The organism is Paraburkholderia sp. USG1 (genome assembly GCF_031570135.1).
Classification (GTDB): domain Bacteria; phylum Pseudomonadota; class Gammaproteobacteria; order Burkholderiales; family Burkholderiaceae; genus Paraburkholderia; species Paraburkholderia dioscoreae.
On the sequence record NZ_JAMWXW010000033.1, the window covers coordinates 83507 to 104715 of the forward strand.

Annotated in this window: 28 protein-coding genes; all 28 read left to right on the forward strand. The window is 63.5% G+C overall.

The genetic code is table 11. From position 1 onward, the window contains the following. Positions 1-38 precede the first annotated feature (38 nt). Entirely contained in the window at positions 39-236 is a 198-nt protein-coding gene (gene thiS, locus NE850_RS32370) for a sulfur carrier protein ThiS (protein ID WP_007180192.1), read from the forward strand. A gap of 56 nt (positions 237-292) precedes the next feature. Then, positions 293-1108, forward strand: coding sequence for a thiazole synthase (locus NE850_RS32375; protein WP_007180193.1), 816 nt, complete (start codon positions 293-295; stop codon positions 1106-1108). Beyond that, positions 1105-2208 (forward strand): thiamine phosphate synthase, encoded by a 1104-nt coding sequence (thiE, locus tag NE850_RS32380; protein ID WP_007180194.1) that lies wholly within the window; start codon positions 1105-1107, stop codon positions 2206-2208. Before NE850_RS32375 ends, thiE begins: the two co-directional genes overlap by 4 nt. Before the next feature lie 94 nt (positions 2209-2302). Then, positions 2303-3124, forward strand: coding sequence for an ABC transporter ATP-binding protein (locus NE850_RS32385; protein ID WP_007180195.1), 822 nt, complete (start codon positions 2303-2305; stop codon positions 3122-3124). Next, positions 3121-3888: a lipid asymmetry maintenance ABC transporter permease subunit MlaE gene (gene mlaE, locus NE850_RS32390; RefSeq protein WP_165187147.1), complete on the forward strand. Its 768-nt coding sequence runs from the start codon at positions 3121-3123 to the stop codon at positions 3886-3888. Before NE850_RS32385 ends, mlaE begins: the two co-directional genes overlap by 4 nt. A gap of 91 nt (positions 3889-3979) precedes the next feature. Continuing rightward, on the forward strand, positions 3980-4525 hold the full coding sequence (gene mlaD, locus NE850_RS32395) for an outer membrane lipid asymmetry maintenance protein MlaD (protein WP_007180197.1): 546 nt from the start codon (positions 3980-3982) through the stop codon (positions 4523-4525). A gap of 11 nt (positions 4526-4536) precedes the next feature. Beyond that, on the forward strand, positions 4537-5568 hold the full coding sequence (locus tag NE850_RS32400) for a VacJ family lipoprotein (protein WP_007180198.1): 1032 nt from the start codon (positions 4537-4539) through the stop codon (positions 5566-5568). A 117-nt stretch (positions 5569-5685) separates the two neighbouring features. Continuing rightward, positions 5686-6318 carry a phospholipid-binding protein MlaC gene (locus NE850_RS32405; RefSeq protein WP_035518479.1) on the forward strand — a complete coding sequence of 211 codons (633 nt, stop codon included), beginning with the start codon at positions 5686-5688 and terminating at the stop codon, positions 6316-6318. Continuing rightward, on the forward strand, positions 6315-6608 hold the full coding sequence (locus tag NE850_RS32410; protein WP_007180200.1) for a lipid asymmetry maintenance protein MlaB: 294 nt from the start codon (positions 6315-6317) through the stop codon (positions 6606-6608). The genes NE850_RS32405 and NE850_RS32410 overlap by 4 nt, the downstream gene beginning before the upstream one ends. 171 nt (positions 6609-6779) lie before the next feature. Further along, a complete protein-coding gene (locus NE850_RS32415) occupies positions 6780-7712 on the forward strand; it encodes an ABC transporter ATP-binding protein (protein WP_165187145.1) in 933 nt (310 codons plus the stop codon). Further along, positions 7709-8473, forward strand: a complete 765-nt coding sequence (locus NE850_RS32420) for an ABC transporter permease (protein WP_007180202.1) — start codon at positions 7709-7711, stop codon at positions 8471-8473. Before NE850_RS32415 ends, NE850_RS32420 begins: the two co-directional genes overlap by 4 nt. 15 nt (positions 8474-8488) lie before the next feature. Next, complete coding sequence (locus NE850_RS32425) at positions 8489-8728, forward strand: BolA family protein (RefSeq protein WP_007180203.1); 240 nt, start codon at positions 8489-8491, stop codon at positions 8726-8728. A gap of 111 nt (positions 8729-8839) precedes the next feature. Further along, positions 8840-10102, forward strand: coding sequence for a UDP-N-acetylglucosamine 1-carboxyvinyltransferase (gene murA, locus NE850_RS32430; RefSeq protein ID WP_007180204.1), 1263 nt, complete (start codon positions 8840-8842; stop codon positions 10100-10102). After that, on the forward strand, positions 10099-10797 hold the full coding sequence (gene hisG, locus NE850_RS32435) for an ATP phosphoribosyltransferase (protein WP_007180205.1): 699 nt from the start codon (positions 10099-10101) through the stop codon (positions 10795-10797). The genes murA and hisG overlap by 4 nt, the downstream gene beginning before the upstream one ends. Positions 10798-10850: 53 nt before the next feature. Beyond that, positions 10851-12173, forward strand: coding sequence for a histidinol dehydrogenase (gene hisD, locus NE850_RS32440; RefSeq protein WP_007180206.1), 1323 nt, complete (start codon positions 10851-10853; stop codon positions 12171-12173). Between the two features lie 120 nt (positions 12174-12293). Further along, complete coding sequence (gene hisC, locus NE850_RS32445) at positions 12294-13364, forward strand: histidinol-phosphate transaminase (RefSeq protein WP_007180207.1); 1071 nt, start codon at positions 12294-12296, stop codon at positions 13362-13364. Between the two features lie 114 nt (positions 13365-13478). Beyond that, the gene (gene hisB / locus NE850_RS32450; protein WP_064267519.1) at positions 13479-14066 is read left to right on the forward strand and encodes an imidazoleglycerol-phosphate dehydratase HisB; all 588 of its coding nucleotides are present in this window, start codon (positions 13479-13481) and stop codon (positions 14064-14066) included. Between the two features lie 75 nt (positions 14067-14141). After that, positions 14142-14762: a YchE family NAAT transporter gene (locus tag NE850_RS32455; protein ID WP_007180209.1), complete on the forward strand. Its 621-nt coding sequence runs from the start codon at positions 14142-14144 to the stop codon at positions 14760-14762. Next, positions 14759-15400: an imidazole glycerol phosphate synthase subunit HisH gene (hisH, locus tag NE850_RS32460; protein WP_165187143.1), complete on the forward strand. Its 642-nt coding sequence runs from the start codon at positions 14759-14761 to the stop codon at positions 15398-15400. The genes NE850_RS32455 and hisH overlap by 4 nt, the downstream gene beginning before the upstream one ends. 214 nt (positions 15401-15614) lie before the next feature. Continuing rightward, positions 15615-16367 carry a 1-(5-phosphoribosyl)-5-[(5-phosphoribosylamino)methylideneamino]imidazole-4-carboxamide isomerase gene (gene hisA / locus NE850_RS32465; protein WP_007180211.1) on the forward strand — a complete coding sequence of 251 codons (753 nt, stop codon included), beginning with the start codon at positions 15615-15617 and terminating at the stop codon, positions 16365-16367. Positions 16368-16584: 217 nt separating this feature from the next. Further along, complete coding sequence (gene hisF / locus NE850_RS32470) at positions 16585-17358, forward strand: imidazole glycerol phosphate synthase subunit HisF (protein WP_007180212.1); 774 nt, start codon at positions 16585-16587, stop codon at positions 17356-17358. Position 17359: 1 nt separating this feature from the next. Beyond that, complete coding sequence (gene hisI, locus NE850_RS32475; protein ID WP_197740238.1) at positions 17360-17770, forward strand: phosphoribosyl-AMP cyclohydrolase; 411 nt, start codon at positions 17360-17362, stop codon at positions 17768-17770. Further along, a complete protein-coding gene (locus NE850_RS32480; protein WP_011489988.1) occupies positions 17767-18162 on the forward strand; it encodes a phosphoribosyl-ATP diphosphatase in 396 nt (131 codons plus the stop codon). Before hisI ends, NE850_RS32480 begins: the two co-directional genes overlap by 4 nt. 117 nt (positions 18163-18279) lie before the next feature. Further along, on the forward strand, positions 18280-18675 hold the full coding sequence (locus NE850_RS32485) for a hypothetical protein (RefSeq protein ID WP_007180215.1): 396 nt from the start codon (positions 18280-18282) through the stop codon (positions 18673-18675). 81 nt (positions 18676-18756) lie between these two features. Next, the gene (locus NE850_RS32490; RefSeq protein WP_007180216.1) at positions 18757-19122 is read left to right on the forward strand and encodes a histidine triad nucleotide-binding protein; all 366 of its coding nucleotides are present in this window, start codon (positions 18757-18759) and stop codon (positions 19120-19122) included. A gap of 239 nt (positions 19123-19361) precedes the next feature. Next, positions 19362-19601, forward strand: a complete 240-nt coding sequence (gene tatA, locus NE850_RS32495; protein WP_007180217.1) for a Sec-independent protein translocase subunit TatA — start codon at positions 19362-19364, stop codon at positions 19599-19601. Positions 19602-19640: 39 nt separating this feature from the next. Beyond that, entirely contained in the window at positions 19641-20168 is a 528-nt protein-coding gene (gene tatB, locus NE850_RS32500; protein ID WP_007180218.1) for a Sec-independent protein translocase protein TatB, read from the forward strand. A gap of 34 nt (positions 20169-20202) precedes the next feature. Continuing rightward, a complete protein-coding gene (gene tatC / locus NE850_RS32505) occupies positions 20203-20982 on the forward strand; it encodes a twin-arginine translocase subunit TatC (RefSeq protein WP_007180219.1) in 780 nt (259 codons plus the stop codon). Positions 20983-21209: the final 227 nt, after the last annotated feature.

Here is a 21209-nt window from a genome sequence, read left to right on the forward strand (position 1 = left end):
CGCGGCTTTCGCCATCGATTGAACCGTATTCGGACATCATGGACATTCATATCAATCAGAAGCCGTTGTCGCTGCCCGAGGGCGCGACTGTCGCCGACGCGCTCACCGCGTACGGCGCCCGCCCGCCGTTTGCGGTCGCGCTGAACGGCGATTTCGTGGCGCGCACCCAGCATGCGGCGCGCGCGCTGCAGGCAGGCGACAAACTCGACGTCGTGCAACCCGTGGCCGGCGGCTGAGCGTCTCGCCACGCATTGCCGGGCTGCCGGTGTGCACGAAACCAAGGATTATGCAAATGACTTCCCTCCAGACCGCCGACGCGCTCACGCTTTACGGACAGACCTTCGCGAGCCGTGTGCTGCTCGGCACCTCGCGCTATCCGTCGTTGCAATCGCTGTCCGATTCCATTGGCGCGGCGCGCCCCGGCATGGTGACCGTCGCGCTGCGCCGGCAGATGAACGAAGGCGGCGCGGAAGCCGGCTTCTTCGACCTGCTCAAGCGTCACGGCGTGCCGCTCCTGCCGAACACGGCCGGCTGCCTGACCGTCGGCGAGGCGGTGACGACCGCGCATATGGCGCGCGAAATCTTCGACACCGAGTGGATCAAGCTCGAACTGATCGGCGACGACTACACGCTGCAGCCCGACCCGGTCGGCCTGATCGAAGCGGCCACGCAACTGGTCAAGGACGGCTTCAAGGTGCTGCCGTATTGCACGGAAGACCTGGTGATCGGCCGCCGTCTGCTGGACGCCGGCTGTGAAGCGCTAATGCCGTGGGGCGCACCGATCGGCACCGGCAAGGGCGTGATCAATCCGTACGGCCTGCGCGTGTTGCGCGAGCGGCTGCCAGACGTGCCGCTGATCGTCGACGCCGGGCTCGGCGTGCCGTCGCATGCTGCGCAGGTCATGGAGTGGGGGTTCGACGGCGTGCTGCTGAACACCGCCGTCTCGCAGGCAACGCACCCCGACGCGATGGCACGCGCCTTTGCGCTGGGCGTCGAAGCGGGCCGCCAGGCTTTTCTGGCGGGGCCGATGGCCGAGCGCGAAAGCGCGCACGCGAGCACGCCGGTGGTCGGCATGCCGTTCTGGCATCAAGACGGGAGCGCCGCATGACGCAGACTTTGACATTGAAAGATCGCGACCTTTTCTGGCCGCCCGCCGACGAACTCACCGAGGCCGCCGAGCGCATCCGCGCCCGGCTGGGCGACTGGCCGCCAACTCATGCGCCGTGGCGCATCTGCCTGACCGCGCCGGACGAACTGAACGGCAGCGACCTGATCGTGATTGCCGACGCGCAGCAGCACGGCGAGCAGATGGCGCGCTGGCTGGTGCGCGGCGCCGGCGTGATCGAAGCCGCCGAGGAGAAGGCCACGCTGCATCTGGGCGGCGAAAAATACCGCCTGGAAGGCCATCTGGCGGAAGACTGGATTGCCGCGCTGGCGGCTTTTCTGGACTGTGGTTTCGATCCGCATGACGCATTGGTGCTGGCGCTGGCCTGGCGCGACGGCGACGAAACCCGTGCCGACGACGCCTTTCCCGCTGATCTCAGCCGCTTTCCGCGTCTCGCCGGTTTGCCCGACGCGCCTGCGCAGGCGTTCGCGCGCTGCCCGGAGCGGCTCGGCTTGTATCCCGTGCTGCCGACCGCGGAATGGGTCGAGCGGGTAGTCGGTTTCGGCGTGAAGACGGTGCAGTTGCGCCGCAAATCCGCCGAACCCGCCGACGAACTGAAGCGCGAAATTGCCCGCTGCGTGGCGGTCGGCCGTCAGTACGATGCGCAGGTGTTCATCAACGACCATTGGCAGGCTGCGCTCGAAGCCGGCGCTTACGGTGTCCACCTCGGCCAGGAAGACGTGCATACGGCGGACCTCGCCGCGCTCGCGTCGGCAGGCGTACGTCTCGGTCTGTCGACCCACGGTTTCTACGAGATTCTGAAAGCGCTGCATTTCCGGCCAAGCTACATTGCACTGGGCGCGGTGTTTCCGACCACCACCAAGATCATGCCGACCGAGCCGCAAGGCCTGCGGCGTTTGGCCCGCTACGTGCGGCTGCTCGATGGCGTCGTGCCGCTGGTGGCGATCGGCGGCATTGACCTGCAAGTGCTGCCCGACGTGCTGGCCACGGGCGTGGGCAGCGCGGCCGTGGTGCGTGCGGTGACCGAAGCAGCGGATCCGGGTTCTGCCGTTTCTGCACTGCAACAAGCGTTTACGCAATAATCGTCACGTTTGGTTAACGACGGGGCACCCTCAGGGCAACTTTTGCACGATGGCCCTATAATTCGGCCTTCCGTGTAAAAGGACTGTCAGTTTCGTGTCTTCCTCACCCGAGACCTTACTCGAGTTGCGCGACGTCGACTTCGGTTATGGCGACCGGCTCGTCCTGTCGAACCTGAACCTGCGCTTCAAGCGCGGCCAGGTCGTCGCGGTCATGGGCGGCTCGGGCTGCGGCAAGACCACGGTGCTGCGCCTGATCGGTGGTCTGGTGCGCGCACAGCGCGGCGAGGTCCTGTTTCACGGCCAGGACATCGGCCGGCAAACGCGCGACGGCCTCTACGCGCTGCGGCGCAAGATGGGCATGCTGTTCCAGTTCGGCGCGCTCTTCACCGACATGTCCGTGTTCGACAACGTCGCCTTCGCGCTGCGTGAGCACACCGACCTTCCCGACGAACTGATCCGCGACCTCGTGCTGATGAAGCTCAACGCGGTCGGCTTGCGCGGCGCGCGCGACCTGCTGCCGTCGGAGATTTCAGGCGGCATGGCGCGGCGCGTGGCACTTGCGCGCGCCATCGCGCTCGATCCCGAACTGATGATGTACGACGAGCCGTTCGCCGGTCTCGATCCGATTTCGCTCGGCATTACCGCGAACCTGATCCGCGCGCTGAATCAGGCGCTCGGCGCCACGTCGATCCTCGTCACTCACGACGTGCCGGAATCGTTCGCGATTGCCGATTACGTCTACTTTCTGGCCAACGGCGGAGTTCATGCCGCAGGCACGCCCGCCGAACTGCGGGAGTCGACCGATCCCACCGTGCGCCAGTTCATCGACGGCGCGCCGGACGGCCCCTTCAAATTTCACTATCCCAGCAAGACGCCGCTCGCGGCGGACTTCGGCATTGGCGGAGGTCAGTCATGATCAGTGCGATCGGCCGCTCGGTGCTCGATGGGCTGGGCACGGCCGGCTATGCCACGCGTTTCTTCTTCCGGCTGCTGCTCGAGTTTTTCCCGTTGTTGCGCCGTCCGCGTCTTGTCACGAAGCAGATCCACTTCGTGGGTAATTATTCGCTGGTGATCATCGCCGTGTCGGGCCTGTTCGTCGGCTTCGTGCTCGGTCTTCAGGGGTATTACACGCTGACCCGGTACGGCTCCGAGGAGGCGCTCGGACTGCTGGTCGCGCTCTCGCTCGTGCGCGAACTCGGGCCGGTGGTCACGGCGCTGCTGTTCGCCGGGCGCGCCGGTACGTCGCTCACGGCCGAGATCGGCTTGATGAAAGCGGGCGAGCAACTGACCGCAATGGAAATGATGGCGGTGGATCCGGTGAAGGTCGTGATCGCGCCGCGCCTGTGGGCGGGCATTATTTCAATGCCGATCCTCGCCGCGATTTTCAGCGCGGTCGGCGTGTTCGGCGGCTATGTAGTGGGCGTGCTGCTGATCGGTGTCGATGCCGGTGCGTTCTGGTCGCAGATGCAAGGCGGCGTCGATGTCTGGCACGACGTGGGCGCCGGCGTCGTCAAGAGCGCGGTATTCGGCCTCGCGGTGACGTTCGTTGCGCTGTTTCAGGGCTATGAAGCCAAGCCGACGCCGGAAGGCGTGTCGCGCGCCACGACCAAGACGGTCGTGTACGCGTCGCTTGCCGTGCTCGGCCTCGATTTTCTGCTGACCGCGCTGATGTTCAGCTAAGACTGCGCCACATTTTTTTCGCTGGCGGCGCGTCTACCGGACGCACGCGGCGGAAGTGTCGACGGCGTGGCGGATTCACTTTGGGATGACGATGAAAAAGACTGCTCTCGACTTCTGGGTCGGCCTGTTCGTGGTGTTGGGTTTCGTGGCGTTGCTGTTCCTTGCGCTGAAGGCCGGCAACATGAGCTCGTTGTCGTTCCAGGCAACATATCCGGTCAAGCTCAAATTCGACAATATCGGCGGACTGAAGGCGCGCGCCCCTGTGAAGAGCGCGGGCGTGACGGTCGGGCGGGTCGGTGAGATCGGCTTCGACAGCAACGCGTATCAGGCCGTCGTCACGATCGATCTCGACAAGCAGTACCAGTTTCCGAAAGACACGTCGGCGAAGATTCTGACTTCGGGTCTGCTCGGCGAACAATACATCGGGCTCGAGCCCGGCGGCGACACGGAGATGCTCAAGGCGGGCGACACCATCTCCATGACGCAATCGGCGATCGTGCTGGAAAACCTCATCGGACAATTCCTGTATAGCAAGGCTGCGGATTCCGGTGCGTCCAAGCCTGGCGCGGCCGGGAGCGCACCCGCAGCAGCGCCTGCGGCACCGGGCCTGCCCGCCTCCGGCGCGGGCGCTCAATAAGGAGAAAAAGAATGCAGACCACACGCATCCGGGCCGCGCATGCCTTCCCGATCGCTAAACTGGCAGTCGTCACAGCGCTGCTCGCCGGCTGTACCACCGTGCAGACACCGACCAAGGGCGACCCGCTCGAAGGTCTGAACCGCACGATGTTCACCGTCAACGACAAGCTCGACCAGTACGCGCTCAAGCCGGTCGCGAAGGGCTACGTGTGGGCGACCCCGCAGCCGGTGCGCGACAGCGTGACGAACTTCTTTTCGAACATCGGCGACGTCTACATTGCGGCCAACAACCTGCTGCAGCTGAAGATCACCGACGGTGTCGAAGACATCATGCGGATCGTGATCAACACGGTGTTCGGTGTGGGCGGCCTGTTCGATGTGGCGACGCTCGCCAAGCTGCCCAAGCACGACAACGACCTCGGCCTGACGCTCGGTCACTACGGCGTGCCGGCGGGCCCGTACCTCGTGCTGCCGTTGTTCGGGCCGAGCACCGTGCGCGACGCGGTCGGCTCGATCGGCAATTACTATATCAACCCGCTCAGCTACGTCGATCCGGCTGGTCTGAGCTGGGCTTTGTACGGCCTGAACGTGGTCAACACGCGTGCCAATCTGCTGGGCGCGAGCGACGTGCTGGAAGGCGCCGCGCTCGACAAATACTCGTTCGTGCGCAATGCGTATCTGCAACGCCGTCAGTACCTGTTGTCGGACGGCAAACAGTCGCAGGCGCTGCCGAACTACGGCGACGAAGCGCCGCTGCCGAAATACGACGATATGGAGGGCAGCGCGGCCGGTGCGCCGGCAGGCGCCGTAACCGGCACGGCGGGCACGCAAGGTGCTGCTGCCGCGAAGGCGCCGGCTTCCGGCGCGACGGCGGCAACGTCGCCGCAAGCGGCGTCGGGCACTGCGGCAGTACCGGAAGCCGCGTCGGGCAGCGCCGAAACGCCGCCGCTCGACCTGAATGGCGGCCCTGAAACGACGCAGATCCCGGCCGGCCAACTGGTCCCGCCTACGCGTTTCAATTTTCCGTCATTCAAATTGCGTTGATCGTGCAGCCGTAACAGATCGATACGACTCTCGCAGTTTGCGCATGGATTGCGGCTGAACTCGCGTGCTAATGTCGGCTCAAACGGTTGCACTATTTTTAAGGCAAGGCTCCCTATGATGAAAAAATTCTTCTTGATTCCGCTGTTCGCCGCGCTGTTCTCGTTTGCCAGTGCCGGTGTATCAGCACAAACGGTCGACACCAATTCGCCCGACGGCATGATCAAGACGGTTACCCAGCAGGTGATCGACTCAATTCGCGCAGACAAGTCGATCCAGCAAGGCGACATCTCGCACATCACCCGGCTGGTCAACGAAAAGATCCTGCCGTACACCGATTTCCGCCGCACCACGCAACTGGCAATGGGCCGCAACTGGCGCACGGCCACGCCGGAGCAGCAAAGCCAGGTGGTCGAGCAGTTCAAGATGCTGCTGATCCGTACGTACTCGGGCGCGCTGGCTCAGGTGCGTGACCAGCAGATTCAATACAAGCCGTTCCGCATGAGCCCGGACGACACCGACACGGTGGTGCGCTCGGTCGTGATGAACAACGGCTCGCCGATCGAACTCGACTACCGTCTGTACAAGACGCCGCAAGGCTGGCGCGTGTATGACATCAATGTGCTCGGCGCATGGCTGATCCAGGCGTATCAGCAACAGTTCAGCGAGCAGATCCAGCAGAAGGGCGTGGACGGACTGATCCAGTTCCTCACGCAGCGCAACCAGCAACTTGCCGCGGGCAAGCAGTCGTGAGCGAAGTGTCGAACCCTGTCGCCAGCCGCTTCGAGAGCGGCGCGACGCTGACCCACGAGAGCGCGAGCGCCGCGCTCGCGGCGGGTTTGCAACGCATCGCGGCGGGCGCGAACGGCGTGGATTGCGCGCCGCTCGCGCAATTCGATTCGTCCGCGCTGGCTGTCCTCATCGCATGGCAGCGGGCCGCCCAGGCACGCCGGACCCCGTTCGAAATCGTCAATCTGCCGGCTGGCCTTGCCAGCCTTGCGCAAGCCTACGGCGTCGATACCCTGCTATCGGCGCGACATTGACGCGCTAACCGCGTCACTTCCCAACCCCCCGGCTGAGATAGGGCCACTGATTTTTGCCCTATAATCAAACGTTTTTTGGGGCCCATAACCGGCCCCAATTCCGTTCCTTCCAGCATTTGTGCGCCCCCTCAGGGCTCCTTTAGGCGCCGCGACGCACGCGGCCCACAGTCAATGTCAGCCATAGAAATTCGTAACGTCAAGAAGCGCTACAAGGACTTGCAAGCGCTCAAGGGCGTCAGCCTCACAGTTGAAGAAGGCGAGTTCTTCGGACTCCTCGGTCCGAACGGCGCGGGCAAGACAACGCTCATCAGCATCCTCGCCGGGCTCGCGCGAGCCGACGAGGGCAGCATCGCGGTGCGTGGCCACGACGTCGTGAGTGATTTCCGCGCCGCGCGCCGCGCGCTTGGCGTGGTGCCGCAGGAACTCGTGTTCGATCCGTTTTTCACGGTGCGCGAAACCTTGCGCATCCAGTCCGGCTATTACGGTCTGCGCAACAACGACGCCTGGATCGACGAGATCATGGCCAATCTCGACCTCACCGATAAAGCCGACGCCAACATGCGCGCGCTGTCGGGCGGCATGAAGCGTCGCGTGCTGGTCGCGCAGGCGCTGGTGCACCGGCCGCCGGTGATCGTGCTCGACGAGCCGACCGCGGGCGTCGACGTGGAGTTGCGGCAAACGCTGTGGAAATTCATTTCGCGCCTGAACCGCGAAGGCCACACCATCGTGCTGACCACGCACTATCTGGAAGAAGCCGAGTCGCTGTGCGATCGCATCGCCATGCTGCGGCGCGGCGAGGTCGTGGCGCTCGAGCGCACCAGCACGCTGCTGCAACGCTTTGCCGGCATGCAATTGTTCCTGCGCTTCTCGCAAGGCGTCCTGCCCGCCGATCTGCGTCCGCTCGAAGTGGAAAGCGGCACGGGCAACGGCAATGGCCGCCAGCATCTGCTGCGTCTCGCGAGTTACGACGACGTCGAGAAAATTCTCGCGCAGTGCCGCGCAGCGGGCTGCGCATTCGAAGAAATCGAGGTTCGCAAAGCCGATCTCGAAGATGTGTTCGTTCAGGTGATGAACGGTCCGGAAGTGATCGAGGGGCTTGCATGAGCGGTTACAGTGGATTCACCACGCTGTTTTACAAGGAACTCCTGCGGTTCTGGAAGGTAGCGTTCCAGACCGTGCTGGCGCCGATCATCACCGCGCTCCTGTATCTGACGATTTTCGGCCACGCTTTGCGCGGTCATGTGCAGGTCTATCCGGGCGTCGAATACACGAGTTTCCTGATTCCGGGTCTCGTGATGATGAGCGTGCTGCAAAATGCATTCGCCAACAGTTCGTCCTCGCTGATCCAGTCCAAGATTACCGGCAACCTGGTGTTCGTCCTGTTGCCGCCGCTGTCGCACTACGAGATGTTCGGCGCCTATGTGCTCGCGGCCGTGGCGCGAGGGCTGGCGGTCGGCTTCGGCGTGTTCATCGTGACGATCTGGTTCGTGCCGGTCAGTTTCAGCGCGCCGCTCTACATCGTCGCGTTCGCGATTTTCGGCGCGGCGATTCTCGGCACGCTCGGCTTGATCGCCGGGATCTGGGCCGAAAAGTTCGATCAGCTCGCGGCGTTTCAAAATTTTCTGATCATGCCGCTCACGTTCCTCTCGGGCGTGTTCTACTCCACGCATACGCTGCCACCGGTGTGGCGCGAAGTGTCGCGGCTCAATCCCTTTTTCTACATGATCGACGGCTTTCGCTACGGTTTCTTCGGGATGTCGGATATCAATCCGCTCGCGAGCCTCGCGATCGTTGCCGGTTTCTTTGTGGTGCTGGCCGTGGTGGCGATGCGCATGCTCGCTTCCGGCTACAAACTGCGCCACTGATCAGGAGCTTCTCTTATGTTGCCGACTCCCGAACAGGTCAAGCAATACATCGCGGCTGGGCTCGCCTGCCAGCATCTCGAAGTCGAAGGCGACGGCCAGCATTTCTTTGCGACCATCGTTTCGCCGAGCTTCGAAGGCAAGCGTCCTATCCAGCGCCATCAACTCGTGTACGCGGCGCTCGGCGACCGCATGCGCGAAGAAATCCACGCGCTCAGCATGAAGACGCTGACGCCCGCCGAATGGCAGAACGCGTAATCTGGAAATTTAGTGCGAATTACTCAAGAAGGGCGCGACGCCGGTAGCGGCGCGTCGAACACAGTCAAAGCCGCTCCGGCCGAAGTCCGGGGCAATCAGGAACTGACAGGCATGGATAAACTCGTCATTGAAGGTGGCTACCCGCTGTCGGGTGAAGTCGTCGTCTCGGGTGCGAAGAATGCGGCGTTGCCGATTCTGTGCGCGGGTCTGCTCAGCGCGGAGCCTGTGCACCTGGAAAACGTGCCCGACCTGCAGGACGTGCGCACGATGCTCAAGCTGCTCGGCCAGATGGGCGTGCAGATCGAGAGCGGCGACGGCCGCGTGTCGCTGAACGCGTCGAAGGTGGATAACCTCGTCGCGCCGTACGAAATGGTCAAGACGATGCGTGCGTCGATCCTCGTGCTCGGCCCGCTGGTCGCGCGCTTTGGTCACGCGCGCGTCTCGCTGCCGGGCGGCTGCGCGATCGGCGCGCGCCCCGTGGATCAGCACATCAAGGGCCTGCAGGCAATGGGCGCGGAGATCACGATCGAGCACGGCTTCATCGAGGCACGCGCGAAGCGGCTGAAGGGCACGCGCATCGTCACCGACATGATCACCGTGACCGGCACCGAAAACCTGCTGATGGCAGCCGTGCTGGCCGAAGGCGAGACCGTGATCGAGAACGCGGCGCGTGAGCCGGAAGTCGGCGATCTCGCGCATCTGCTGGTCGAGATGGGCGCGAAGATCGAAGGCATCGGTACGGATCGCCTCGTGATCCAGGGCGTCGACAAGCTGCATGGCGCGAAGCACACGGTGATTCCGGACCGGATCGAGGCCGGCACGTTCCTGTGCGCGGTGGCGGCTGCCGGTGGCGACGTCACGCTGCGCAAGGTCCGTCCGCTGATTCTCGAAGCCGTGACCGAAAAGCTGCGCGAAGCCGGCGTCACGGTCGAAGAGGGCGACGACTGGATGCGCGTACGCATGGACAAGCGTCCCAACGCGGTCACGTTCCGCACCTCCGAATACCCGGCGTTCCCGACCGACATGCAGGCGCAGTTCATGGCGCTGAACACGATTGCGACCGGCACCTCGCAGGTCGTCGAAACGATCTTCGAAAACCGCTTCATGCATGTGCAGGAATTGAACCGGCTGGGCGCGAACATCACGATCGACGGCAACACCGCGCTCGTGACCGGCGTCGAGCAGCTTTCCGGCGCGAAGGTCATGGCGACCGATCTGCGCGCGTCCGCGAGCCTCGTGATTGCCGCATTGCGCGCCGACGGTGAAACGCTGATCGACCGGATCTATCACCTCGACCGCGGTTACGACCGGATGGAAACCAAGCTCACCGCTATCGGCGCGAAGGTGCGCCGTGTCTCGGGGAGCCAGGCATGAGCGCAATGCCGCAAACTTCGTCGTCGCCGGCGGTGAGTGCGCCGCTTACGCTGGCGTTGTCGAAAGGGCGTATCTTTGAAGAGACGTTGCCGCTGCTCGCGGCAGCCGGCATCGAAGTGGCCGAAGATCCGGAGACTTCGCGCAAGCTGATCCTGCCGACCACGGACGCGAACCTGCGCGTGATCATCGTGCGCGCCACCGACGTGCCTACCTATGTCGAATACGGCGCGGCCGACTTCGGCGTGGCGGGTAAAGACGTACTGCTCGAACACGGCGGCAGCGGCCTGTATCAGCCGGTCGACCTGGATATTGCGCGTTGCCGCATGTCGGTCGCGGTCGCGGCCGGTTTCGATTATGTGAACGCGGTGCGCCAGGGCGCCCGCTTGCGCGTGGCGACCAAGTACGTCGAAACCGCGCGTGAGCATTTCGCCGCCAAGGGCGTGCATGTCGATCTGATCAAGCTGTACGGCTCGATGGAACTGGCGCCGCTGGTGGGCCTCGCCGACGCGATCGTCGACTTGGTGAGCTCGGGCAATACCTTGCGCGCTAACAATCTTGTCGAGGTGGAGGAGATCATGCAGATTTCGTCGCGCCTCGTGGTGAACCAGGCGGCGCTCAAGCTCAAGCGCGCCGCGTTGCGGCCGATCCTCGACGCGTTCGAACGTGCGTCGAAAGCCGGCTCCACGACGGCCTGATCGCGTCAGTGTGAACATGCAGTAACGAGCGCCTTACCGGAACGGATACCCGTATGTCTATCAAGATTCGCAAACTCGATTCCACCGCTCCCGACTTCCAGAAGTCGTTGCACGCGGTGCTCGCGTTCGAGGCGAGCGAAGACGAAGCAATCGAGCGCTCGGTCGCGCAGATTCTGAACGACGTGAAGGCGCGCGGAGATTCCGCGGTGCTCGAGTACACGAGCCGCTTCGATCGTGTCGAGGCAAAGAGCGTCGGCGCGCTCGAACTGCCGATGTCGGAGCTGGAAGCGGCGCTGGAAGGCCTCGAGCCGAAGCGTCGCGCGGCGCTCGAAGCGGCGGCCGCGCGGGTGCGCGGCTACCACGAGAAGCAGAAGATCGAATGCGGCAGCCATAGCTGGCAGTACACGGAAGCCGACGGTACGGTGCTCGGCCAGAAGGTCACGCCGCTCGATCGCGCGGGTATCTACGTGCCGGGCGGCAAGGCGGCGTATCCGTCGTCGGTGCTGATGAACGCGATTCCGGCGCGGGTGGCCGGCGTGCGCGAAATCGTCATGGTGGTGCCAACACCGGACGGCGTGAAGAATCCGCTGGTGCTCGCGGCCGCGCTGCTGGGCGGCGTGGATCGCGTATTCACGATTGGCGGCGCGCAGGCGGTGGGGGCGCTCGCGTACGGCACGGAAACGGTGCCCGCGGTCGACAAGATCTGCGGTCCGGGCAACGCGTATGTCGCGTCGGCCAAACGCCGCGTGTTCGGCACGGTCGGTATCGACATGATCGCCGGGCCGTCGGAAATCCTTGTGCTGTGCGACGGCACCACTGACCCGCGCTGGGTCGCGATGGACCTGTTTTCGCAGGCCGAGCACGACGAACTCGCGCAGTCCATCCTGCTCTGCCCGGACGACGCATTCATCGGCCGCGTGAAAGATGCGATCGACGAACTGCTGCCCACCATGCCGCGCCGCGACGTGATCAGCGCGTCGCTGGAAGGCCGCGGCGCGTTGATCAAGGTGCGCGACATGGCGGAAGCCTGTGCGATCGCCAACGACATCGCCCCGGAACACCTCGAAATCTCCGCGCTGGAACCGCAGCAGTGGGGCCAGTTGATCCGCCATGCCGGCGCGATCTTTCTCGGCCGCTACACCAGCGAAAGCCTCGGCGACTACTGCGCGGGGCCCAACCACGTTTTGCCTACGTCTCGTACCGCACGGTTCTCGTCTCCTTTGGGCGTCTATGATTTCTTCAAGCGTTCAAGCGTGATCGAGGTCAGTGCGGAAGGCGCGCAGACGCTTGGCGAGATCGCCGCCGAACTCGCTTACGGCGAAGGCCTGCAGGCGCATGCCCGCAGCGCCGAATACCGGATGCGGCAAAACGGCTGAGTGCGTCGGATTGCGCGCGATTCCACGTTAAATACAGACAAGACAAACAGACCAACCTCGGGCGGCCAGCATGCCGCCGACGCCGGGCTCGCGTTCCCTTGCGACCCGCTCCACCGACCTATGACGACACCTCAAGACATCATCCGCCGCGACGTGCTCGCGATGACGAGCTATCCGGTTCCGGACGCGACGGGCTATATCAAGCTCGACGCGATGGAAAACCCGTTCCCGCTGCCGCCGGTGCTGGCCGCGCATCTGGGCGAGCACCTGGCCGGCGTCGCGCTGAACCGCTATCCGGCGCCGCGTCCGGATGCGTTGATCGAGAAGATCAAGCGTGTGATGCAGGTGCCGCCCGGCTGCGACGTGCTGCTCGGCAACGGCTCGGATGAAATCATCAGCATGGTGTCGGTCGCGTGCGCGCAGCCGGGCGCCAAGGTGCTCGCGCCGGTGCCGGGCTTCGTGATGTACCAGATGTCGGCGAAGCTGGCGAATCTCGAGTTCGTCGGCGTGCCGTTGAACGCGGATTTCACGCTCGACACCGAAGCGATGCTTGCCGCGATTGCCGAGCACCAGCCGGCGATCGTCTACCTTGCGTATCCGAACAACCCGACCGGCACGCTGTTCGACGACGCCGACATGGAGCGCATCATCGCCGCGGCGAACCGCAGCCTCGTGGTGATCGACGAGGCCTACCAGCCGTTCGCTCAGCAAAGCTGGCTGCCGCGCGCCGACGCGTTCGACAACGTGGTAGTGATGCGCACGGTGTCCAAGCTCGGTCTGGCCGGAATCCGTCTCGGCTATCTGGTCGGCAAACCGGGCTGGCTGACTGAATTCGACAAGGTGCGGCCGCCGTACAACACCAACGTGCTCACGCAGGCCGCCGCCGATTTCCTGCTCGACCACGTCGACGTGCTCGACGCGCAAGCCGCGCAATTGCGCGAAGAACGCACGAAACTCGCGCACGCGGTCGCCGGGTTGCCGGGCGCCGAAGTGTTCCCGAGCGCCGGCAATTTTCTGCTGGTGCGCGTGCCGGACGCGTCGGTCCTGTTCGAAACGCTGCTGGCGGCACGGGTTTTGATCAAAAACGTGAGTAAAATGCATCCATTGCTGGCCAATTGCGTGCGTTTGACCGTCGGTTCGCCCGAAGAAAATGCGCAATTGCTGGCTGCACTGAAGCTCGTATTGCATTGAAGGCGTACCGAATGGCCGTGCAAGCGCTTTTCCCCACTGCGGAAAAGCGCGCGCAGCCCGCCGTTTTTCCATCCCACATACCTGTCGCTTTCTAGCTAGATTCGAGGAATTACCATGCGCCTTGCGGAAGTCGTTCGCAACACCAGCGAAACGCAGATCCGTGTGAAGATCAATCTGGACGGCACCGGTCAGCAGAAGCTGGCCACCGGCGTGCCGTTTCTGGACCACATGCTCGACCAGATCGCGCGGCATGGATTGTTCGACCTCGAAATCGAAGCGCATGGCGACTTGCATATCGACGACCATCACACGGTCGAAGACACCGGCATCACGCTCGGCCAGGCCGTCGCGAAAGCGATCGGCGACCGCAAGGGGATCCGCCGTTACGGTCATTCTTACGTGCCGCTCGACGAAGCGCTGTCGCGCGTCGTGATCGATTTTTCCGGTCGTCCGGGGCTCGAATTCCATGTGCCGTTCACGCGCGCGCGCATCGGTACGTTCGACGTCGATCTGTCCATCGAATTTTTCCGCGGCTTCGTCAATCACGCCGGCGTGACGCTGCATATCGACAACCTGCGCGGCCTGAACGCCCATCATCAGATGGAAACGGTGTTCAAGGCGTTCGGGCGTGCATTGCGTATGGCTACCGAACTGGACGAACGCGCGGCCGGACAGATTCCGTCGACCAAGGGCAGCCTTTAAGCGCTCACGAGCCGGCTCATTGGCCTATTTACCTGGACCGGGACCGGCGCCGTTTGCGCTCGCGCCCGGTGTGCGATGGACATTCTGAAGTCGTTTATTTCGCTGCTGGCGTTGATCAACCCGGTCGGCGCCATCCCGTTCTTCATGAGCCTGACGGCGCATCAGAGCGACGCCGAGCGGCGTAGAACCATCCGGATCGCAGCCATTTCGGTGTTCTGCGTGATTGCGGTGACCACGCTGCTCGGGCAGCAGATCATCAGCTTCTTCGGCATTTCGGTCGGCTCGCTCGAAGTGGGCGGCGGGATCATCATGCTGCTGATGGCGATCAACATGCTGAACGCGCAGATCGGCAACAGCCGTTCCACGCCGGAAGAGCGCCACGAAGCGGAGCAAAAGGACAACATCGCGGTCGTGCCGCTGGCGATTCCGTTGTTGACCGGTCCGGGCGCGATCAGTACTACGATCATCTATGCGGCCGGCTCGGCGCATTGGTACGACCGGATCAGCCTCGTCGCGATCGGCGCGGTATTGGCGGCGATCTGCTTTTTTTCGCTGCGCCTTGCCGAACCGATTGCCCGCTGGGTGGGTCGCACGGGTATCAACATCGGCACGCGGCTCATGGGTTTGATGTTATCGGCGCTGGCGGTGGAATTCATCGTCGATGGATTGAAGGCATTGCTGCCTAATTTGAAATGAAAACTTCGATAGCGATTGTGGATTACGGAATGGGCAACCTGCGCTCGGTTGCCCAGGCGCTGCGCAAAGCCGCGCCGGAAGCGGATGTGGCGATCGTCGACCGGCCGGAAGCGATCCGTGCCGCCGGCCGCGTGGTGCTGCCCGGGCAGGGCGCGATGCCCGACTGCATGCGCAGTCTCGGCGAGTCCGGCCTGCAGGAAGCGGTGATTGAAGCGTCACGCACCAAGCCGTTGATGGGCGTGTGCGTCGGCGAGCAGATGCTGTTCGACTGGAGCGCGGAGGGCGGCACACCCGGCCTCGGCCTTTTGCCCGGCAAGGTGCTGCGCTTCGATCTGGAAGGCCAACTGCAGGACGACGGCTCGCGCTTCAAGGTGCCGCAAATGGGCTGGAACCGCGTGCATCAGACGCAGCCGCATCCGCTGTGGGACGGTGTCGCGGACAACGCGTTCTTCTACTTCGTGCATAGTTATTACGTGGTGCCGGACAATGCCGCCCATACCGTGGGCGAAACGGTGTACGGCGTGCCCTTTACGTCGGCGGTGGCGCGCGATAACATCTTCGCGACCCAATTCCACCCGGAAAAGAGCGCCGAAGCGGGGCTGCGCGTGTATCGCAACTTCGTGCACTGGAACCCGTGAGCGCCTTTCTTCATCCTGTCGCCGTGCGTCGTTCTGCCACAAGCGGAACGCCTGCCGCGCGCCGCACCCGCAGCACCACGATTTCGCTTGCCCACGACGCCGCGCAAGGGCGTCGAAAGAGTTGTACTAAACTAGCGAAACGGCGTCCCGGCGGGCTGAACCCTCAGCCGCTCGCGCCGACCTTCAACCCATTCCCAGACAACACCCGATTGCTATGCTGCTGATTCCCGCCATCGACCTGAAAGACGGTCAGTGTGTACGCCTCAAACAGGGCGATATGGACCAGGCGACGATATTTTCCGAGGAACCGGCGGCGATGGCCCGACATTGGGTCGATCGCGGTGCCCGGCGTCTGCACCTCGTCGACCTGAATGGCGCGTTCGCCGGCAAGCCGAAGAACGAAGACGCGATTCGCGCAATCATCGAGGAGGTGGGCGGCGAGATTCCCGTTCAGCTGGGCGGCGGCATTCGCGATCTGAATACGATCGAGCGCTATCTGGACGACGGTTTGTCGTACGTGATCATCGGCACGGCGGCGGTGAAGAATCCCGGCTTTCTGCAGGATGCCTGCACGGCGTTCGGCGGTCATATCATCGTCGGGCTGGATGCGAAAGACGGCAAGGTCGCGACCGACGGCTGGAGCAAGCTGACCGGCCATGAAGTGGCCGATCTCGCGTGCAAGTTCGAGGACTACGGCTGCGAGTCGATCATCTATACCGACATCGGCCGTGACGGCATGCTACAGGGCATCAACATCGAAGCCACGGTGCGTCTCGCTCGCGCGGTGAAGATTCCGGTGATCGCGAGCGGCGGTTTGTCGAACCTCGCGGACATCGAATCGCTGTGCGAAGTCGAAGACGAAGGCATTGAAGGCGTGATCTGCGGCCGGGCCATCTACTCGGGCGATCTCGACTTCGCGGCGGCGCAAACCCTCGCGGATCGGCTGCGCGAATCGGACGACGCTTAAAACGGGGAGGCGGGGCCGGCAGGCTTGCCGCTCGCGCCTCGTGCGTTCGGCGTCGCGGCGAGCGAATCGCCGGCGTCCGAGCGGCGCGACCTGACACCGGCATACCGTCTCGAGCCGGTTGCGTGGAACTCACCGGCGGCGCGACTGACCGCGCCGGCACTGTGCCGCTCGTCCAGGCGAGCGGCCTCATCAGCGGTATTGGCAGAATTGCAAGATCATGGCTCTAGCTAAACGCATCATCCCCTGTCTCGACGTCACGGCTGGCCGCGTGGTCAAGGGCGTCAACTTCGTCGAACTGCGCGATGCGGGCGACCCGGTCGAAATCGCCCGCCGCTACGACGATCAGGGCGCGGACGAACTCACCTTCCTCGACATCACCGCCACCTCGGATCAGCGCGATCTGATCCTGCCGATCATCGAAGCGGTCGCCTCCCAGGTGTTCATTCCGCTCACGGTCGGCGGCGGCGTGCGCGCCGTCGAAGACGTGCGGCGCCTGTTGAACGCGGGCGCGGACAAGATCAGCATGAATTCGTCGGCGGTGGCGAATCCGCAGCTCGTGAAAGACGCGACGGACAAATACGGCTCGCAATGCATCGTGGTCGCAATCGACGCGAAGCGCGTCTCCGCAGCAGGCGAAGCGCCGCGCTGGGAAGTCTTCACGCATGGCGGACGCAAGGCCACCGGGCTGGACGCCGTCGAATGGGCGCGCAAGATGGCCGAACTCGGCGCCGGCGAAATCCTGCTCACCAGCATGGACCGCGACGGCACGAAGAGCGGCTTCGATCTCGCGCTCACGCGCGCCGTGTCCGACGCGGTGCCGATCCCGGTGATCGCCTCGGGCGGCGTGGGCAACCTGCAGCATCTGGCCGACGGCATCAAGGAAGGCCGCGCGGACGCGGTACTCGCCGCGAGCATTTTCCACTACGGCGAACACACCGTGGGCGAGGCCAAGCGCTTCATGGCCGATCAGGGCATTTCGGTGAGGTTGTGACGTGGTGAATCCCTCGGCAGTCAATTGGCTCGACAAGGTCAAATGGGACGCGAACGGCCTCGTGCCGGTGATCGCGCAGGAAGCGTGGACGAACGACGTGCTGATGTTCGCGTGGATGAACCGCGAAGCTCTCGCGAAAACCGTCGAAACGGGGCGCGCGGTGTATTTCTCGCGCTCGCGTCAGCGCCTGTGGTTCAAGGGCGAAGAGTCCGGCCACGTGCAGCACGTGCACGAACTGCGGCTCGATTGCGACGAAGACGTCGTGCTGCTGAAGGTGGAGCAGGTGTCGGGCATTGCCTGCCACACCGGCCGCCACTCGTGCTTTTTCCAGAAATTCGAAGGCTCGGTGGAAGATGGCGACTGGGTCGCCGTCGAAGCCGTGCTGAAAGACCCCGAACAGATCTACAAATGACGCAATCCACGCAAACCACGCCGTCCAACGCCGCGTCCACCACCGACACGCTGCTGCGCCTCGCGGCGATCATCGACAGCCGCAAGGGCGGCGATCCGGAGGTCTCGTATGTGTCGCGCCTGTTCCACAAAGGCGACGACGCGGTGCTGAAGAAGATCGGCGAAGAAGCCACCGAAGTCGTGCTGGCCGCCAAGGACGCACGCCACGGCGGCGCGCCGAAGGCGCTGGTCGGCGAAGTCGCGGATCTGTGGTTCCATTGCCTCGTGATGCTGTCGCACTTCGATCTGAGCCCGGCAGACGTGCTCGCCGAACTCGAGCGCCGCGAAGGCATGTCGGGTATCGAGGAAAAGGCGCTGCGCAAGAGCCGCGACCGCGAGCAGAACGGCGACTGAGCGGCGACCGGGCGAAGGCCGAACGACGGCGGCTCGGCCCACCGTCTTGAACTGGCGAGCACCGGCGCCCATATTGCACTGAACGCATCTGACGCGCATCCTCGGGAGGACGCAAGCATGGAACAGTCGCACGAAAGCTATCCGCCGCCGGTTTATCGCAACGCGATCGAGCCGGAGCGCGAGCGCAGCCTGCGCACGCTCACCCACGTCCTCTACGCGCTGTACGCGGTCCACTGGCTGACGGGCGGCCTGACCATCCTGATCGCGATCATCATCAATTACATCAAGCGGCCCGACGTGGCGGGCACGCCGTATGAAGCCCATTTCGAGTGGCAGATCCGTTCCTTCTGGATGGCCTTGCTGGGTTATGCGATTGGCGGCGTGCTGCTGTTCGTGGTGATCGGCATTCCGGTACTGTGGGCCGTGAGCATCTGGATGTTGTACCGTATTATCAAAGGCTGGCTGTATCTGTACGATAACAAGCCGCTCGCGAATCCGCGTGGCTGGTTCTGAGTTTCGTCCGGGCGTTGCCGGGCCTGACATGAACCGCGCCGCGCACGTTTCGCGCTCCAGCCATACTGTGTCAGGAATACGATGAGTCACGACCCGAACTGCCTTTTCTGCAAGATCGCCGCCGGCGAGATTCCGTCGACCAAAGTCCACGAAGACGACGAGTTCGTTGCCTTCCGCGACATTCGCCCGGCCGCTGAAACCCACGTGCTGGTGATTCCGCGCAAGCACATCGCCACCCTGTCGAATTGCACCGAAAGCGATGCACCGCTGCTTGGTAGAATGCTTGTCCTGACCGCGCGTCTGGCGGATCAGTTAGGCGTGGCGTACACGGGCGGCGAAACGGGTTTTCGCACGGTAATCAATACCGGTCCGGGCGGCGGGCAGGAGGTGTATCACCTGCACGCTCATATTCTCGCGGGACCGCGCCCCTGGCAGCGCATGGGTTGACAGGGCAACCGGGCGGCGCGGTGAGTTTTGGTCACGGACAATAGCGCGGCCGTTGTTTTTGCCGCATTGTAATGTCGCCGACGCGATCGTCTGGCCACAATGGCATTCCGTGTCGCGGGTTGAACCGGAAGGGCTCGCGGTAACGTATATATAGATGAAGCGTACGCGCTTCGATTCACGCTGCAAGGCGTCCGAGTTCACCGCATCACGGTGCGATATCGGGGTTAAGGAGAGTAGTCATGGGTTCGTTGAGCATTTGGCATTGGTTGATCGTGTTGTTGATCGTGGCACTCGTGTTTGGCACGAAGAAACTGCGCAATATCGGCACCGATCTGGGTGGCGCCGTGAAGGGCTTCAAGGAAGGCATGAAGGAAGCCGAAACGCCGGCAGGCGAAGCGCAACAGCGCGAACTGCCGCGTAACGGCGCCGTAGATGTGGATGCGAAGGAAAAGGCGCCGCGTTCGGGCGATTACCGCTAAGCCGCGGCTTAACCGCGTTACTGACGGACATTCCACTCCATGCTGGACCTCGGTCTAACCAAGATGGCGCTGATCGGCGTCGTCGCGCTGGTCGTACTTGGCCCTGAGCGCCTGCCACGCGTCGCCCGCACGGCGGGCGCGCTGTTCGGCCGCGCGCAGCGGTATATCAACGACGTGAAGGCGGAAGTCACGCGCGAAATCGAGCTCGACGAACTGCGCCGCATGAAAAGCGAGTTCGAAGCGGCCGCGACCAACGTCGAAACTTCCGTTCAGGACAATCTGCGCAAGCATGAGAGCGAGTTGAACGACGCGTGGAACAGCGGCACGTCGGTGTCGCCGAGCATTGCGGGCGGCGCGCTCGAAGACGTCGGCAATGCAGGCAACTCAGCGTGGCCGCGCAGCACGTCGGCTGCGGGCTCCAAACACAAGAACTGGCGCGTCAAGCAGACAGCCATGCCCACCTGGTACAAGCGCGCGACCACGCGCCGCACGCGTGTGCAGTCGGGTGCGGCGCGCGTGGCGCGGCATACACCGGCCACCATGCGTCGTCCGACGCGGTTCTTCTGATGATCAGAACGACAATCTCTAACCGAGGGCCGGTGTGAGCGACCCCCAGCAAACCCAGAACGAAGGCACTGAAGAGACCTTCATTTCCCACCTCGTTGAATTGCGCGACCGTATCATTCGCGCCGGCCTTGCCGTCGTCGTGGTGTTCGTGGGACTCGTGTATTGGGCGCCGGATATCTTCCGGCTGCTGGCGCGGCCGTTGATGCAGAATCTGCCGAAGGACGGCAAGATGATCGTCACGGATGTGACCGGCTCGTTCTTCGTGCCGATGAAGGTGACCATGCTGGTGGCCTTTGTGATCGCGCTGCCAATCGTGCTGTATCAGATCTGGGCATTCGTTGCGCCGGGTCTTTACCAGCACGAGAAAAAACTGGTCGGGCCGCTGGTGGGCAGCAGCTACACGCTGTTCCTGTGCGGCATGGCGTTCGCGTACTTCGTGGTGTTCCCGACTATCTTCCGCGTGATGGCGCACTACAACGCGCCGCTCGGCGCGGAGATGACCACGGACATCGACAATTACCTGAGCTTTGTGCTGACCATGTTCATCGCGTTCGGCGTGACGTTCGAAGTGCCGATCGTCGTGGTGCTGCTGGTCCGCATGAACGTGGTGACGCTCAAGAAGCTCAAGGAGATTCGTCCGTATGTGATCGTCGGCGCCTTTGTTATCTCCGCCGTGGTCACGCCGCCGGACGTGTTCTCGCAGCTGATTCTGGCGATTCCGTTGATCGTGCTTTACGAAGCGGGGATCATTGCGGCGCGGCTGATTGTGGGCAAGCAGCCGGTGGTGATCGAGGATGCGGGCGCGTCGGAGTGAACCCGAGGTGCAGGCCGATAAAAAGGGCAGTTCATTGCAGGCTGCCCTTTTGTTTGAGCGCCTGTGGTTCGCGATTAGTTCACCCGAAGCTTTGGTGCATCGTAAGCAACCGGTGAAGGCACCTTGCGCGACGCGAGCGGAATCTATGGAGCGGCTACGTCAGGTTTCCATCGATGAGGCAGCAACTCGTCGATGTCAGTGGCGAGTTGTGTTGGCAGGCGCGTGAG

Bases quoted from the DNA above. Each gene is read 5' to 3' on its own strand.
- thiS (WP_007180192.1), top strand. From the start codon at position 39: ATGGACATTCATATCAATCAGAAGCCGTTGTCGCTGCCCGAGGGCGCG.
- NE850_RS32375 (WP_007180193.1), top strand. From the start codon at position 293: ATGACTTCCCTCCAGACCGCCGACGCGCTCACGCTTTACGGACAGACC.
- thiE (WP_007180194.1), top strand. From the start codon at position 1,105: ATGACGCAGACTTTGACATTGAAAGATCGCGACCTTTTCTGGCCGCCC.
- mlaE (WP_165187147.1), top strand. From the start codon at position 3,121: ATGATCAGTGCGATCGGCCGCTCGGTGCTCGATGGGCTGGGCACGGCC.
- mlaD (WP_007180197.1), top strand. From the start codon at position 3,980: ATGAAAAAGACTGCTCTCGACTTCTGGGTCGGCCTGTTCGTGGTGTTG.
- NE850_RS32400 (WP_007180198.1), top strand. From the start codon at position 4,537: ATGCAGACCACACGCATCCGGGCCGCGCATGCCTTCCCGATCGCTAAA.
- NE850_RS32405 (WP_035518479.1), top strand. From the start codon at position 5,686: ATGAAAAAATTCTTCTTGATTCCGCTGTTCGCCGCGCTGTTCTCGTTT.
- NE850_RS32415 (WP_165187145.1), top strand. From the start codon at position 6,780: ATGTCAGCCATAGAAATTCGTAACGTCAAGAAGCGCTACAAGGACTTG.
- NE850_RS32420 (WP_007180202.1), top strand. From the start codon at position 7,709: ATGAGCGGTTACAGTGGATTCACCACGCTGTTTTACAAGGAACTCCTG.
- NE850_RS32425 (WP_007180203.1), top strand. From the start codon at position 8,489: ATGTTGCCGACTCCCGAACAGGTCAAGCAATACATCGCGGCTGGGCTC.
- murA (WP_007180204.1), top strand. From the start codon at position 8,840: ATGGATAAACTCGTCATTGAAGGTGGCTACCCGCTGTCGGGTGAAGTC.
- hisG (WP_007180205.1), top strand. From the start codon at position 10,099: ATGAGCGCAATGCCGCAAACTTCGTCGTCGCCGGCGGTGAGTGCGCCG.
- hisD (WP_007180206.1), top strand. From the start codon at position 10,851: ATGTCTATCAAGATTCGCAAACTCGATTCCACCGCTCCCGACTTCCAG.
- hisC (WP_007180207.1), top strand. From the start codon at position 12,294: ATGACGACACCTCAAGACATCATCCGCCGCGACGTGCTCGCGATGACG.
- hisB (WP_064267519.1), top strand. From the start codon at position 13,479: ATGCGCCTTGCGGAAGTCGTTCGCAACACCAGCGAAACGCAGATCCGT.
- NE850_RS32455 (WP_007180209.1), top strand. From the start codon at position 14,142: ATGGACATTCTGAAGTCGTTTATTTCGCTGCTGGCGTTGATCAACCCG.
- hisH (WP_165187143.1), top strand. From the start codon at position 14,759: ATGAAAACTTCGATAGCGATTGTGGATTACGGAATGGGCAACCTGCGC.
- hisA (WP_007180211.1), top strand. From the start codon at position 15,615: ATGCTGCTGATTCCCGCCATCGACCTGAAAGACGGTCAGTGTGTACGC.
- hisF (WP_007180212.1), top strand. From the start codon at position 16,585: ATGGCTCTAGCTAAACGCATCATCCCCTGTCTCGACGTCACGGCTGGC.
- NE850_RS32480 (WP_011489988.1), top strand. From the start codon at position 17,767: ATGACGCAATCCACGCAAACCACGCCGTCCAACGCCGCGTCCACCACC.
- NE850_RS32485 (WP_007180215.1), top strand. From the start codon at position 18,280: ATGGAACAGTCGCACGAAAGCTATCCGCCGCCGGTTTATCGCAACGCG.
- NE850_RS32490 (WP_007180216.1), top strand. From the start codon at position 18,757: ATGAGTCACGACCCGAACTGCCTTTTCTGCAAGATCGCCGCCGGCGAG.
- tatA (WP_007180217.1), top strand. From the start codon at position 19,362: ATGGGTTCGTTGAGCATTTGGCATTGGTTGATCGTGTTGTTGATCGTG.
- tatB (WP_007180218.1), top strand. From the start codon at position 19,641: ATGCTGGACCTCGGTCTAACCAAGATGGCGCTGATCGGCGTCGTCGCG.